The sequence below is a fragment of the Spirillospora sp. NPDC046719 genome (assembly GCF_040645715.1).
In the GTDB taxonomy this organism is placed as follows: domain Bacteria; phylum Actinomycetota; class Actinomycetes; order Streptosporangiales; family Streptosporangiaceae; genus Spirillospora.
In genome coordinates, this window is the sequence record NZ_JBEYYT010000252.1 from 1 (window position 1) to 13628 (window position 13628).

General features: G+C 75.7%; 15 protein-coding genes. 4 read left to right on the forward strand and 11 right to left on the reverse strand.

Annotated elements, in window-relative coordinates; translation table 11 throughout:
• A partial coding sequence (locus ABZ914_RS32775) for a YncE family protein (RefSeq protein ID WP_500197995.1) occupies positions 1 to 434 on the forward strand: 434 nt, incomplete at its 5' end.
• Here ABZ914_RS32775 and ABZ914_RS32780 read toward each other — a convergent pair.
• The 11 genes from ABZ914_RS32780 to ABZ914_RS32830 all read right to left on the reverse strand — a co-directional run bounded on the left by ABZ914_RS32780 (position 435) and on the right by ABZ914_RS32830 (position 11436).
• On the reverse strand, positions 435 to 3551 hold the full coding sequence (locus ABZ914_RS32780; protein WP_500197997.1) for a BTAD domain-containing putative transcriptional regulator: 3117 nt from the start codon (positions 3549 to 3551) through the stop codon (positions 435 to 437). It abuts the gene before it with no gap.
• A gap of 64 nt (positions 3552 to 3615) precedes the next feature.
• Positions 3616 to 4089 (reverse strand): TadE/TadG family type IV pilus assembly protein, encoded by a 474-nt coding sequence (locus ABZ914_RS32785; RefSeq protein ID WP_500197999.1) that lies wholly within the window; start codon positions 4087 to 4089, stop codon positions 3616 to 3618.
• Positions 4086 to 4562, reverse strand: a complete 477-nt coding sequence (locus ABZ914_RS32790) for a TadE family protein (protein ID WP_500198000.1) — start codon at positions 4560 to 4562, stop codon at positions 4086 to 4088. Before ABZ914_RS32790 ends, ABZ914_RS32785 begins: the two co-directional genes overlap by 4 nt.
• Positions 4559 to 5035: a TadE family protein gene (locus ABZ914_RS32795; protein WP_190867076.1), complete on the reverse strand. Its 477-nt coding sequence runs from the start codon at positions 5033 to 5035 to the stop codon at positions 4559 to 4561. The genes ABZ914_RS32790 and ABZ914_RS32795 overlap by 4 nt, the downstream gene beginning before the upstream one ends.
• A 5-nt stretch (positions 5036 to 5040) precedes the next feature.
• Positions 5041 to 5253, reverse strand: a complete 213-nt coding sequence (locus tag ABZ914_RS32800; RefSeq protein WP_190867078.1) for a Flp family type IVb pilin — start codon at positions 5251 to 5253, stop codon at positions 5041 to 5043.
• A 41-nt stretch (positions 5254 to 5294) separates the two neighbouring features.
• Positions 5295 to 6209 carry a type II secretion system F family protein gene (locus ABZ914_RS32805; protein WP_500198003.1) on the reverse strand — a complete coding sequence of 305 codons (915 nt, stop codon included), beginning with the start codon at positions 6207 to 6209 and terminating at the stop codon, positions 5295 to 5297.
• 16 nt (positions 6210 to 6225) lie between these two features.
• Positions 6226 to 7275, reverse strand: a complete 1050-nt coding sequence (locus ABZ914_RS32810; protein WP_387021555.1) for a type II secretion system F family protein — start codon at positions 7273 to 7275, stop codon at positions 6226 to 6228.
• Complete coding sequence (locus tag ABZ914_RS32815) at positions 7265 to 8566, reverse strand: TadA family conjugal transfer-associated ATPase (protein WP_500198004.1); 1302 nt, start codon at positions 8564 to 8566, stop codon at positions 7265 to 7267. The genes ABZ914_RS32810 and ABZ914_RS32815 overlap by 11 nt, the downstream gene beginning before the upstream one ends.
• Entirely contained in the window at positions 8567 to 9565 is a 999-nt protein-coding gene (locus tag ABZ914_RS32820; protein WP_500198006.1) for a hypothetical protein, read from the reverse strand.
• 2 nt (positions 9566 to 9567) lie between these two features.
• Positions 9568 to 10479, reverse strand: coding sequence for a hypothetical protein (locus ABZ914_RS32825; RefSeq protein WP_500198007.1), 912 nt, complete (start codon positions 10477 to 10479; stop codon positions 9568 to 9570).
• Between the two features lie 246 nt (positions 10480 to 10725).
• On the reverse strand, positions 10726 to 11436 hold the full coding sequence (locus tag ABZ914_RS32830) for a TetR/AcrR family transcriptional regulator (protein WP_500198009.1): 711 nt from the start codon (positions 11434 to 11436) through the stop codon (positions 10726 to 10728).
• 129 nt (positions 11437 to 11565) lie between these two features.
• Between ABZ914_RS32830 and ABZ914_RS32835 the strand changes: the two genes are divergently transcribed.
• The 3 genes from ABZ914_RS32835 to ABZ914_RS32845 form a co-directional block, all read left to right on the forward strand.
• Positions 11566 to 12039, forward strand: coding sequence for an SRPBCC family protein (locus ABZ914_RS32835; RefSeq protein ID WP_500198011.1), 474 nt, complete (start codon positions 11566 to 11568; stop codon positions 12037 to 12039).
• 94 nt (positions 12040 to 12133) lie between these two features.
• Entirely contained in the window at positions 12134 to 13207 is a 1074-nt protein-coding gene (locus ABZ914_RS32840) for an NAD-dependent epimerase/dehydratase family protein (protein ID WP_500198014.1), read from the forward strand.
• A gap of 55 nt (positions 13208 to 13262) precedes the next feature.
• Positions 13263 to 13628: hypothetical protein (locus ABZ914_RS32845; protein WP_500198016.1), on the forward strand; the 366-nt coding region annotated here is incomplete at its 3' end.

Here is a 13628-nt window from a genome sequence, read left to right on the forward strand (position 1 = left end):
TGCGGCTGACCCCCGACGGCGGGACGTTCTTCGCCGCGGCCGCGGCGCACGGCGGGGTGTGGGCGGTGGACGCGCGGACGTTCGCGCCGCGCGGATTCGTCCGGACGGCGCCGGGCGCGCGGGGCCTCGCGATCAGCCGGGACGCGCGGCGGCTGTTCGTCGCGGGCGGCGGGACGCTCGCCACCGTGGACTTCCGGACCCGCCGCGTCACCGCGCGGTGGCCGCTGCCGGGCGGCGGGGACGCGATCCCGGGCGGCGTGTCGTCGGACGGGCGGGCGCTGTGGCTGGCCGGCGCGGAAGGGCTCGTCTACGCGGTGTCGACGCGGACGGGCCGGGTGCTGCGGCGGGCGCGGCTCCGGAGCCGTCCGGCGGCCCTGGCCGTGCACCCGCAGCCGGGCCGGTACTCGCTGGGCGGCACCGGCCTGTACCGCTGATCAGGACCCGACCCGGTGCCACTCCGGGATCAGCTCCTCGACCAGGGCCTCCGTCTCCGGCTGCAGCTGGTCGATCATCGGGTCCCGGCCGACGCGGCCGCGCAGCTCGTCGACCGCGATCCTGACCTGCGCCTCGTCGCCGGTCGCGTGGGTGGCGCGGAGCAGGTCCCGCCACAGGCCCTCGTCGTCGGGCGCGAGCCGGAGACCGGCGCGGGCGGCGGCGACCGCGCCGCGCGCGTCGCCCTCGTCCAGCCGCAGGACGGCGAGCCGGTGCGCGACGTCGACGACCCGGGCCGTCGCCTCGTACTCCAGGTCGTGCGCGGCGAGCCAGGAGTAGCGGCCGCGGGGGCGGCCGGAGAGCAGCGGGCCGCGGACGAGGTCCAGCGCGTACGCCATGTAGGCCATCTCGGAGGCGGGCTCGGCGGCGGACCGCCACACCAGCCACCGGAACACGGCGAGGTCGACGCGGACCTCCGAGCCGAGCCTGATCCGGCCGCGCTCGTCGTAGTACAGGTTGGGGCGGCCGCGGGCGTCGCGGCCGAGCCAGTCGGACACGCGGGCCACGCACGCGTCGCGGACGCCCGCGGTGACGCCGCGCGGCCAGATCGCGCCGGACAGCACGGTCGGGTGCACGCCGTTCGGGTGCGCCGCCAGGTAGACGAGGACCTCGGTGCAGAGTTCGCGGCGGCTCTCGTCCATCGGCCCTGGCGCCTCGACCTCGATCGGGCCGAGCAGCCGGACGTCGACCGACGACTGCTGCGCGTCGGGCGGCTGCGGCGCGTCCACGGGGTCCGCCAGCGGCACCGGGTCGGTCCGCCCGGCCGTCTCGAACAGGTCGAACACCGCGCGGTACTGGTCGTCGCGGACGAGCTGCGCGTCCACCTCGAAGCCGAGGACGCCGGCGTGCAGCCGGGCGCGCTCGTCGACGTCCCAGGTCCAGGTGGCGCCGGGCACGTCGCCGGGGACGAGGTAGCCGGCGGCCATCCGGGTGCCGGTGCGGGCGAGGGCGACGAGCCGGTCCGCCTCCCAGTCCGCCGGCGGGTCCGCCATGATCAGGTAGTGCGGCATCCACGCCTCGCCGAACACGCCGCGGCAGCGTCCGGTGAGGACGGAGTCGACGCCGGACGCGGCGAGCGCCTGCCGGACCTCCTCGGTGCGGCCCTCCAGTTCGGGCAGCGCGTCCGCGAGGTTCGGCACGGACCGGACGCGGTCGGGGGCGATCCGGGCGAGGCCCTCGCCGAACTCGGCGCCGAACCCGACGAGCGTGATCCGCATGTGGTCGGACCAGCGGTTGGTGGCCAGCTCCATCGCGATCGCGGCGAGGGCGGCGCGCCGGTCGTCGTCGGGGCCGCGCAGCGCGACCAGGCCGTGCGCCGCCTCCAGGTCGACGAGGATGCGGCCGTTGTCGTTGGTGCCGATGGAGACCAGGCCCGGGTAGGGGGCGAGGACGTCGGCGAGGTCGGCGGCCTCCAGCCCGGCCGCCGCGTCGGCGCGCAGCCGCCACACCTGCCCGTCGTCGAACGCCTGCCAGGGCGCGGGCGGGTTGCGGTCGGCGGGCGCGATCCACAGGTCGAGGCTGCCCTGCCCGTTCTGCGCGTGGCCGAGGTGCACCCCGTAGACGGTGGGGAGGGCGCGCCCTCCGGCGGCCATCGACTTCGACAGGTGCCGCAGGCCGAGGTCGAGGAGCCGCGCGCCGTCCTCGTCGGCGCCGAACCGCAGCGCGCGCTCCGCCTCCGCCGCCGCGCCCTCGGGCCGGGCGATCATGTGGCCGAACGCGCGGTTCCACATCTGCGTCCGGCGGCGCCGGCCGAGCACGCTGAGCAGGCCGGCGGCCAGCAGCGACGCGGCGGCGAGGCCCTGCGGCCACTTCAGCTCGAACGACGGGCCGGGGTCGTCGTAGGACGTCCGGCTCTGGCCGGGCAGGCTCGCGCCGCCGGTGCCGGCACCGCCGCCCATCTCGCCGGACGGCCCGCCCGCACCGCCGCCGCCGTGCGCGGGCGGATGCGACGGGGTCTCGGCCCCGTGCGACGGCGCAGTCGTGTGGGACGGAGACGGCGCGGCCGTGTGGGACGGGGACACGCTCGGCGCCGCGGTGTGGGGCGGCGACGGCGTGGGGGCGGCCGTGTGCGCGGGCGGACGCGCGGGCGCAGGCTTCTGCGGCTGCGGTGTCGCGCTGTGCGTCGGCGCCTCGGTGTGGGACGGCCGCGGCGCCGGAGTCGCCGGCGCCGAAGGCTGCGGCGCCGGTTTCTGCGGCGCGGGCGTCGAGGGCGCCGGGTCCTGCGGATGCTCCGGACGGTCCGGGACGGCGTGCCCGAACCGGTAGTAGTCGTGCAGGTCCTTCACGGGGACGGTGTGCGCGTGCTTGGCGTCCGCCGGCATCTCCAGGATCCAGCCGGGACGGATCAGGCTCGCGATCGTGAGGCGCGTCCCGTCCGGCTGCACGTGCCCCTTGTTGAGGTCGTAGATCTCCTTGTAGCGGCGCCCTTCGCCGAGGCACTTCTCGGCGATCTCCCAGAGGCTCTCGTGGTGCCGGCCCTCCGGCGGGTGCACCCGGTAGATCTTGGTGGTGTCCGGTTTCTCGCTGAGCGTCTCGGTGCGGGACTCGGCGGGCGCGGGCGGCGCCTCGGCGGGACGGTCCGGCGCGTCCGGGACGCGGTGGTACTCCTGCGCCGAGGCGTGCGCGGGGCGCTGCGACAGCCCGCCGGAGAACGCCGGCATGATCACGGACGTGGCGGTGAACAGCAGCAGCGCGGCGACGACGAGCCGGTGCACCAGCGACTGCGTGCCGCCCGCGAGCGGCACCCGCGCGGGCACGCCGACCCCGCGGATCCCCGCGTACACCTCGACGACCACGCACAGCGCGAGCTGGATCCAGGCGAGCCAGACCAGCACGACGAGGATGCCGATGAGCGAGCCGGGCCCGATCCGGTGCGTGAGGTCGGACGCGGCGGGCAGGTGCGACGGGATCGGCGACCCGAAGAACGTCAGCAGCGCGTACGGGACGCCCGCGAGGAGCGCGGCGAGCGCCGCGAGGGCGCCGATGCCGGCGAGGACGTCGCCGGAGCCGCGGCGCGCCCGTACCCGTACGGGGGGCCGCCGCCCATGCCCTGTCACCATCGCGCCCCCACGGTTCGCCGGGTCTCGGACGTCGCCTCGATCGTAAGGCCGTTCTCCGCCGCCCTCATGGGCCGTTTCCTCCGGTGACGGGGCGGGCGGTCTCGGTGGAGGTCAGGGTGAACGAGCCGAACCCCGGGACGATCCCGAGGATCTGCGGCTTCACCGTGATCTCGACGCTGACCGTCACCTGCTGCTGGTCGGCGTCGCAGCGCGACGCGGCGACCTGGGTGCCGAAGTCGCCGAGCAGGTCGCAGGCCGCGGCGCGGGCCCGTCCCGGGTCGAGGACGGGCTCGCCGGTCGTGCGGAGCGCCTCGGTGTCGATCTGGTTCGCCCCGGCGCGCGCCGCCTGCTCGGCCATGTCGGCGGCGCGCTGCCGCGCGTGGATGGCGAGGCCGCCGTCCACCAGCAGGCCCGCCAGCATCAGCACGATCGGGGTGAACAGGACGGTGTACATCGCGATCGTGCCCCGGTCGCCGCCGCCCTGGCCCGAGAGCCGGGTCCGGGTCCGGGCGCGGAGCACGCGGAGGGCGCGTCTCATCGGCCGTCCCCCGGTTCCGCCGGTCCGTCGCCGCCCCGGAAGGTGAAGGTGTCGATCGGGGCGACCGACCGGCCCTGCAGCCGCTTGGTGCCGGGCAGCCCGATGAACGCCAGGTCGGACAGGTTCACGTCGCACATGATCGTCACCTCGACGTGCCCGCCGGGCGCGAAGTCCGACACGTCCGTCTGGACGGACGGGCCGCCGGAGCACCAGCGCGAGTCGCGGAGCCCGGCGGTGGCGGTCTCCTGCGCGAGCTCCTGCGCGGACCCGGCGTCGCGGGCGATGGACGCGGCGCGGACCGCGTCGCGGGCGGCGCCGTCCACCTGGCTCTGCGCGTCCACCATCCGCCCCGCGCCGGCGAGGAACAGCAGGAACGCGACGAACAGCGGCGTGACGAGCACCAGCTCCAGCGACATGGAGCCCCGGTCGCCGCCGGCCGCGCTCCGCCGCCCCCTCCTGAACCTCCCGGTCACGGGCCCGCTCCCCGCTGGCAGGCGAGGCCCGTCCCGACGTCCGGCCGGAAGCACTCGATCGGCCCCTGCGACCGCTGCGACACATGGAAGGTCAGGAACGGGATGACCTGCACGGCCTCGCCGCTGACCTGCACCCACCGCTCGTCGTTCACCTCGCCGGTGTCGACGTGCAGGCCGCTGATCAGGTGCGGCCCGATGTGGTCGATGTCGCCGGTCGCCTTCGTGACGGCCGCGTCCTGCCAGCCGCCGCCGACCGGCTGGGTCCGGGCGACGCGGGCGCCGGACTGCGCGGCGGCCAGCGCGACCTGCCGCGCGTGGAACACCATCGTGAACTGGACGACGGCGAGCAGCACGAGGATGAGCACCGGCGTGAGCAGCGCCCACTCCATCGACGACACGCCCGCGTCCGGCCCGAGCCGGCGGCGGGCGGCGGCGAGGGCGGCGGCCGCCCGCGCGCGTCCACGGCACCGCATCGCGGTCAGCCCGTGTTGATGCTGTTGGCCTTGTCCTGGATCTTTTTCTGGATGATCGCGCCGATGGTGATCGCGATCAGCGCGAGGATCGCGGTGATGATCGCCCATTCGATCGCCGAGGCGCCCTTGCTCCGCTCCTCCTCGTCGCGCAGCCGCGCGAGCCGCGTGCCGAGCAGGGCCCGCAGGTAGACGAGGGCCGGATCGTTCAGCGGGTTCATCGAGACTCCTTCAAGGGGACGGGCCCGGAGGCGGTGCGGGGTCACGAGGCGAGCACCCGCATCAGGGCCGGATAGGCCAGGAAGACCAGGAAGCCGGCGCACAGGAACAGCTGCGCGACGAGCATGGACTGGGACCGCTCGCCCGCCTTGCCCTCCAGCTCCGACAGCTCGCGGCTGCGCATCGACGCGGCGCGGGCGGACAGCGACCGGCGGATCTGCGCGCCGTCGTCGGACACCAGCGCGAGCGCCCCGGCGAGGTCGCGCAGCTCGGCGATGTCGAGGTCGTCGCCGAGGCCGCCGAGCGCCTGCCAGGGCGTCTGCCCGGTGAGGCGGGCGTTGCCGAGCGCGTCGCGGATGCGGCGCATCGCCGGGCCGTCCCCGACGTTCGACGCGGTCATCAGCGCCTCCGGGACGCCGCGCCCGCCCGCGAGGTTCATCGAGACCAGGTCGAGGAACGCGCCGACGACGTGCCGGAAGTCCTGCCGGCGGGCCTGCGCCTCCTGCCGCAGCTGCATGTCCGGGAAGAAGAAGAACAGCGCGGCGAACAGCACGCAGATCCACACCGGGACCTGCACGGACGAGCCGAAGCCGAGCAGCGCGAAGTAGCCGACGACCAGCGGGATGAACAGCAGCGCGGCGGCGGGCAGCAGGAACTTGGTCGCGAGGAACGCCTCCAGCGACCGCTCGGTGATGGCGAGGTCCGCGCGGACCGAGCGCAGCTTCCAGCCGCGCGACTCGCAGAACGCCACCAGCTCCCGCCCGAGCCGCGCCCGCATCCCGCCGAACCGGCCGGCGGGCCGGACCGTCCCGGCCCGCGCGTCCTCCAGGTCGCGGCGGCGGGCGGCGTCGAGCGCGGCCATCCGCGCGGCGAGGCCGGGACGCGCCGGGAACAGCGCCCGGACGAGCCCGTACAGGCCGAGGCCGACGACGGCGCCCGCGAGGATCGCGCCGGTCACGCGGCATCACCCCCGGTCATGCCGCACCACCGCCGCCCGCGTCCATGGTGTGCCGGCCGCGCAGCGGGAGGTCCTGGGCGCCGGTGGCGGCGCGCCCGGCCTGCCAGCCCGCGACCGTGCTCGGCACCTCGCCGGGCACGCCGGGACGGGCCTGCCGCGGCTCGCCGAGGAACCGCCCGGGCAGGTCGTACTTGGCGAGGCGGCGCAGCCACAGGAACGCCGCGCCGTACAGGGCGACGACGATGCACAGCACGAGCTGGCCGAGGAAGTCGTCGTAGGGCTGCACGTAGGAGTGGTTGAACACGGCGAGCGCGAGGGCCGTCCCGACCGAGACGCCGACGACGATCCGGACGCTGCGGCGGGTGGAGCGGCGGTCGGCCTCGACGCGGCGCCGCATGTCGAGCTCCGCGCGCGCGGACGTCGCGAGCGCGCTGAGCATGTCGCGCAGGCCGGGGCCGCGCAGCCGGGCGTTCAGGATCAGCGCGGCGATCACGAGGTCGGCGGACGGGTCGTCGATGTCGTCGGCGAACCGGCGCAGCGCCTCCGGCATCGGGACGCGGGTGTGCAGCCGGTCGACGAGGGTGCGCAGCGGCTGCTGGAGCGCCGGGGCGGCGGCGCGCTGCGACGCCGGGATGGCCTGCTCGAGGCCGACCGCGCCCGCGATGGTGTCGCGCAGCGACTCCGTCCACGCGGCGAGGCCCTCCAGCCGCGCCATGCCCTTGCGCTCCTCGGCGGCGCCGCCGGCGAGGCCGTCCCAGGCGAGGACGAGCGCGCCCGTGCCGGCGGCGGCGATCGGCCAGCGGGTCACCGCGAGCACGAGGACGCCGACGATGACCGCGACGGCGGTGCGGGTGGTGAGGGTCCGGACGAGGTCCTCGCGGCTGCGGCCGCGCACCGGTCGGGTCCGCGGCGGCAGGCCGCGGATCGCGACGGCGAGCAGCAGGAGCCCGCCGCCGGCGACGGCGCCGGCGACGACGGCGAGCAGCACGTCGGCGGAGTACATCACCGGCCCCCGCTCCGCGCGCGCCGCGCCCGCCGCGCCCCGCTCGCAGTGATCACCAGGCACCCCCGTGGGACGGGTCGTAGCCGTACTCGGCGAGCTCGTCGACGCAGGCGATCGGCGCGGACGGCACCGCGAACCCGCCGGGCCCGAGCGCGAACACCTCCGACGACAGCACCCGCCCGTCCACGCCGGTGACCTCGCGGACGCTCGCGACGTAGCGGCGCAGCCGCCCGCCGGAGGCGTAGTCGTTGCGCTTCTCGATGAACACCACGAAGTCGATCGCGCCCGCGATCAGCATGTGCGTCGCCTCGACGGGCAGCCGCTCCTCCGACTGGATCGCGTAGGTGGAGATGCGGTTGAACACCTCCGCCGACGAGTTCGCGTGGATCGTCGACAGCGAGCCGTCGTTGCCCTGCGTCATCGCGTTCAGCATCGTGACGATCTCGTCGCCGAGCACCTCGCCGACGATGACGCGGGACGGGTTCATCCGCAGCGACCGGCGGACCAGCTCCGCCATCGAGATCGCGCCCTGCCCCTCGGAGTTCGGGAGCCGCTGCTCGAACGCCACGCAGTTCGGGTGCAGCTCGGGGAAGGCGTCCAGGCCGAGCTCCAGCGCCCGCTCGACGGTGATGAGCCGCTCGTTCGCCGGGATCTCGTTGGCGACGGCGCGCAGCAGCGTCGTCTTGCCCGCGTTCGTCGCGCCGGCGATCATCACGTTCTTGCGGGCGAGGACCGCGGCGCGGAAGAACCGGCCCAGCTCCTCGGTGAACGTGCCGTTGCCGACCAGGTCGGACAGGAACACCTTGCCGAGCCGGGCGCGGCGGATCGACAGCGCGGGGCGCAGCGTCACGTCCATCACCGCGGAGAGCCGCGAACCGTCCGGGAGCCGCAGGTCCAGCTGCGGGTTCGCGGTGTCGAACGGCCGCGACGACAGCCCGCTGTAGGCGGCGAGGATCTGGATCAGCTCGACCAGCTCCTCGTCGGTCTCGGCGACCGGCTCGCCCATCACCTCGCGGCCGTCGGCGTAGCCGATGAACACCCGGTCGCAGCCGTTGATGTCGATGTTCTCGATCTCCGGGTCCTCCAGCAGCGGCTGGAGCCGGCCGACCCCGAACAGCGCGGCGTGCACGCCGGCGGCGAGCGCCTCCTCCTCTTCGGCGTTCGGCGGGCGCCGCCCGGAGGTGATCTCGCCGCGCGCGAACTCCTCCAGCACCTGGCCGATCAGCGCGCGGGCGAACTGCCGCTCGTCCTCCCCGGACATCGGCGGCAGCCCGTGCGCGGCGTCCATCCGGCGCTGCTGGGCGAGCCGGTCGCCGACCTCCTGGCGGAGCCGTTTGACGAGGACGTGGTCCACCTAGCGCCCCCGCTCCTCGTGCCGTCCGCCCGCCGGGACCTGCTCGGACCGCGCGTCCGCGGGCGGGACGGGACGTCCGTTCCCGGCGGCGTGCCGCGTGTGCGGTGCCGGCTCGCCGGCCGCGTCCGGCATCGAGGGCATGGGCGGTGCGGCGGGCGGCGCGGACGCGGACGGGGCGGCGGGCGCGGCGCCGAGGCGCGCGACCAGGTCGCCGGCGACCTCGCGGGCCGAGCGGATCAGCAGCGACCGGTCGAGGCGGCCGCCCCAGCGGCCCGACAGCAGGTCGGCGCCCTTCGGGTCGAGCGCCAGGCCGCCGAGCACGCGCACCTCCGGCGGCGGCGGCCCGGCCTGCGCGGCCGGGTCCGGGACCTGCCGGCCGCGCGCGCCGACGATGATCCGGTCGACCTCGGCGATCGAGCCGCGGAAGTCGCGCGGGTCGGCGAGCACCAGCACCCCGACCGGCGGCCCGCCGCGCAGCTCCGCCGTCAGCGCGGCGACGCGCTCGCGCAGGTGCGCGACCTGCTCCAGGGTCGCCCGGGTGAGCAGGACGACGAGGTCCGCCTCGCGCAGCAGGTCGTTGAGGGGGGTGCCGGCGCCGAGCCGCCCGCAGTCGGCGATCACGTCCACCGGGGCGAGCCCGGCGAACGCGCGGCCGAGCGGCCCCCACAGCCACGTCATCCCCTGCGCCTGCTCGGCGTTGGTGATCCCGACGAGCACGTCGAGGCCGCCGACGAGGCGCTGGCAGTGCTCGCCGATCTGGTCGGGGCGCAGCCCGCGGCGGGCCGTCGCGGCGAGGCTGAGCAGCCCGCGCGCCGGGTTCAGCATGCCGCCGTCGCCCGCGCCGTCCGGCGCGGCGGCGGGCAGCCGGTACACCAGGTCGCCGCCCGCCTGGTCGCACTCGGCGACCAGCACGGGGCGCGGCCACACCGCGCCGAGGGCCACCGCCGCGGTCGTGACGCCCGGCGCCCCCTTGTCGGCCGCGAGCGCGATCAGTGCCACTGTCAGTTCCCGCCTGTGCCCGGAGTGCCGTTCCCCGCACCGGGAGTGCCGGTACCGGCACCGTTGCCGTTGCCGTCGCCGCTGCCGCCCGTCCCGGCCGGAGGCTGGGCGCCGCCGGTCGCCGGGGTCTGCTTGCCCGGCGTCCCGCCGGCCGGCTGGCCGGGCGCCTTCGTCCCGTCGGGGATCAGCGCGATCGCGACCGTCCCGGCGGACGCGGCCTCCGTGACCTGCGGGGCGTCGCCGGGCGCGACGGCGACGTCCACGGTCGTCTGGTCGGAGCGCAGCCGGTCGCCCCCGCCGCTCCCGACGTTGATCACGATGGCCTCGGCGGCGAGCACCGTCCCGGCGCGCGGGCCGCCGCCGTTGCCGCTGCCGTTGCCGACCGCGTACAGGGTCACCTTCTTGCCGCTCTCGACGCCGTCGGACGGCAGCTGGCCCGGCTTGAGCGCGAGGCCCACGACCAGCCGGCCCTTGGCCGCCTCGTCGGTCCGGCTGATCATGCCGTTGGTCAGCAGCGCGCCCTTGACCAGCGGGACCGAGGCGTAGTACCGGGACACGTTCAGCCGTTCCGACCAGTTGATGTACTGGACGCCGGTGTCGCCGATCTGCACCTCCTCCAGCGCGCTCTGCGGGATCTGCTGCCCCGCCGCGACGGGCTGCGCGATCCGGATCGCCGACCCCCGCTGGCCGCTCGCCATCACCAGGTAGGCGCTGGCCAGCGCGCCGCCGAGGATGAGCAGCACCGCGAGCGCGGCCAGCGCCGGCTTGCGCTCGCGCGGCGAGACGGGCAGCCGCTGCCCGCCGGAGGTGCCGAGGCCGGTGCGGCCGAGCCCGCCGCCGGCGTTCGGCCCGGAGGAGCCGCCGGACGAGCCGCCGGCGAGGGCCGACTGGTTGGCCTTCATCGCGCTGCGCACGTGCCCCTTCCCGCCCTCCCGCGGACCTCGCCTCAGGAGGTCTCCGCATCATCGGGCGATCCATGCTTGCGGTGCGGGCAAGGCCGCGTCAATGGATTCGGTGAGGGTAAGCGCGCCGTTCTCCCCGACCATGGCGATGACCTGCGAATTCACCGGTCACTTCGCTACTTACCACCAGTCACATCCGTCACTGACCGCCTCTGGCGGGACATTCGCGGCGACCGGCCGGCCCCGGGTGCGGCGCCGTTACGGGACGTCGTGGAAGCCGACCAGGCGCCCCAGCAGGGTCATCGCGTGGTCGAAGTAGGCGGCCCGTTCCTCGATCACATTGTTGAATTGCCCGAACAATTCGAAACTGACCGTCCCGTACAGGCCGGCCCACGCGGTGAACGCCCGGGCCGCCACGTCGTCGGGCGCGTCGATGAGGAGCGCGGCCCGGCCGCGGGCCAGGTCCTCGCCCAGTACGGGCGGCGCCGGCGGGCACGGCCCGGCGGGCTCCAGGGCCCCCGCCGCGTGCGCCTCCGAGACGAGTCGCGCGAAGACGACCGTGTCCCGCATGGCCGCGGGGACGGTGTCCTCCGGCGCCTCGTAGCCGGGCACCGGCGAGCCGTACAGCAGCGCGTACTCGTGCGGGTGCGCCAGCGCCCACGTGCGGACGCTCCGGCACACGGCGAGCCACCGCCCGGGGAAGGACGTCCCGGCCTCGCGCGCGCTCGCGTCGGCCTGCTCCACGGCTTCGCCGACGGCGTTGTAGCCGTCGATGATCAGCGCGGTCAGCAGGTCGTCGCGGCTCGGGAAGTAGCGGTAGATCGCCGAGGAGGCCATGCCCATCTCGCGGGCCACCGCCCGCAGCGACAGCCCCGCCGCGCCCTCCGTCGCCAGCTGCTCCCGCGCGATGCCGGTGATCTCCCTGATCAGCTCGGCGCGCACCCGTTCCCGTACCGTCCGCCCGCTCATGCGGCGAGGTTAGCAGAGCGCCGGAACAAAACGAGAGCACTGCTCTTGACGAGCGGCGCTCCAAAGAGAGAGCATTGCTCACGTCAGAGAGCACCGAACCCACGGGCTCCGGACCGGACGGAGGCGGCCATGCCGAACCTGGCGACCCTGCACGACGAGTACGCGCTGCGCGGCCGGATCGACGAGGACGCCCCCGTGGTCAGCGCGTCCAGCGTCCTGATCGACGCGTCACCGGACCGGATCTGGGACGTGCTCGCCGACCTGCGCGGCTGGGAGGGCTGGGCCACCGACTTCCGGCTGTGCGCCCTGGACGCCGTCGAGCCGGGCCGCGAGTTCCGCTGGGCCCAGAAGGGCGTGCCGCTGCGCTCGCGCTTCGCGGTCGTCGCCCCGGGGCGCGAACTGAGCTGGACGGGCAGCATGCTCGGCCTCTACCGGGCCGTCGACCGCATGGTCCTGACCAGGGAGGACGACCGGACCCGCGTGACGCTGCAGGAGTCCCTCGACGGCCCGCTCGTCCGCCTCGTCTACGGCGAGGACAAGCTCCGCGCCGGCCACGAGGCCCGCCTGGCCGCCCTCAAGAACCACATCGAGAGCGCGGCCTGAAACCGCCACCGGCACCGGAACCCCGGACCGCACCGGACGGCGGCCGGACCGAAGAACACCGAACCGGACCGAAGAACACCGAAGGAGAAGGACCATGGGCAAGCACGTGATCGTCGGCGCCGGGCAGGTCGGCTCGCACCTCGTCGAGCGGCTCACCGGCATGGGACACGACGTCACCGTCGTGACGCGCTCCGGCTCGGGACCGGAGGGCGTCGAGCGGGTCGCCGCCGACGTCGCCGACCGGGCCCGGCTGGCCGCCGTCGCCAAGGGCGCCGACACCATCTACAACTGCGTCAACCCGCGCTACCACCGCTGGGCGCGGGACTGGCCGCCGATGGCCGCGTCGTTCCTGGGCGCCGCCGAGGACACCGGCGCCGCCCTCGTCACCCTCGGCTGCCTCTACGGGTACGGGCCGGTCGACGGCCCGATGACCGAGGACCTGCCGCTGGCGGCGACCGGCACCAAGGGGCGCGTCCGCGCGGCGATGTGGCACGACATGCTCGCCGCGCACCGGGCGGGCCGCGTCCGCGCCACCGAGCTGCGCGGGTCCGACTACTACGGCCCCGGCAGCACCGACCAGGCGTACGTCGGCGAGACGCGGTTCGTGAAGCCGCTACTCGCGGGCAGGCGCGTCCTCTACTTCAGCGACCCCTCGATCCCGCACGCCTGGACGTACCTGCCCGACGTCGCCGAGGCGCTCGCCATCGCCGGCACGGACGAGCGCGCCTACGGCCGGGCCTGGCACATCCCGACCGGGCCCGCCGTGTCGACGCGGGAACTCGCCGAGCGGCTGTGCCGGATCGCCGGCGCGCCCGCCCCGCGCATCCACGAGGTGCCGCGGCCGATCTTCACGGCGGCGGGGCTCGCCAGCCCGCTGCTCAAGGAGATGCGGGAGACCCGCTACCAGTTCGACCGGCCGTACGTCCTGGACTCCTCGGCCTTCCAGTCCGTTTTCGGCATGGCGCCGACACCGCTGGACGACGCGCTCAGGACCATCATCGCCGCGGCCGCCCCCCGACCGGCTTCGCCGGAAACGCTCCTTCCCGAGGGGGGACGACCCCCCACGCCCCCCGAACCGGCTTCGCCGGAAACCCTTCTTCCCGAGGGGGGACGACCCCCCACGCCCCCCGAACCGGCTTCGCCGGAATCTGTGGGCGCCGGTAATTAAGCTGGCCCGGACGGCAGCGCCGGCGGCGCGGGGCGGCGCGCGATGGAGGGCTCGGATGCGGATCTCGTTCACGGCGCTGACCGGCGGCGGACCACGCGACGTCGTGATCGACATGGACTCGGAGATCACCGTCGGCGGGGTCGCCCGGTCGCTGACCGCCGCGCTCGACGCCCCGGCGGCGGCCGGCGGGGTCCCCGCCCCCCGCTTCTCCAAGGAGGCGCTGCTTTCCAAGGAGGCGCTGCTCACCGGGGCGCCGCAGGCGCCGCGCGTCCCGCCCGCGGGCCCGACCGCCGAGCGCGGGGCGCTGTGGATGGACGGGCGGATGCTCGACCCGCAGGCGCTCGCCGCCAAGGAGCTGCGGGACGGCGCGGTCGTCGCGGTCGAGCGGGGCGCCGCCGCCGCGACCGTCCTCGCCGAGCCG

What these genes read in the sequence shown, in the direction of transcription:
- ABZ914_RS32780 (WP_500197997.1), bottom strand. Translation starts at nt 3,551, where the DNA reads ATGGTGACAGGGCATGGGCGGCGGCCCCCCGTACGGGTACGGGCGCGC.
- ABZ914_RS32830 (WP_500198009.1), bottom strand. Translation starts at nt 11,436, where the DNA reads ATGAGCGGGCGGACGGTACGGGAACGGGTGCGCGCCGAGCTGATCAGG.
- ABZ914_RS32800 (WP_190867078.1), bottom strand. Translation starts at nt 5,253, where the DNA reads ATGAACCCGCTGAACGATCCGGCCCTCGTCTACCTGCGGGCCCTGCTC.
- ABZ914_RS32785 (WP_500197999.1), bottom strand. Translation starts at nt 4,089, where the DNA reads ATGAGACGCGCCCTCCGCGTGCTCCGCGCCCGGACCCGGACCCGGCTC.
- ABZ914_RS32840 (WP_500198014.1), top strand. Translation starts at nt 12,134, where the DNA reads ATGGGCAAGCACGTGATCGTCGGCGCCGGGCAGGTCGGCTCGCACCTC.
- ABZ914_RS32795 (WP_190867076.1), bottom strand. Translation starts at nt 5,035, where the DNA reads ATGCGGTGCCGTGGACGCGCGCGGGCGGCCGCCGCCCTCGCCGCCGCC.
- ABZ914_RS32835 (WP_500198011.1), top strand. Translation starts at nt 11,566, where the DNA reads ATGCCGAACCTGGCGACCCTGCACGACGAGTACGCGCTGCGCGGCCGG.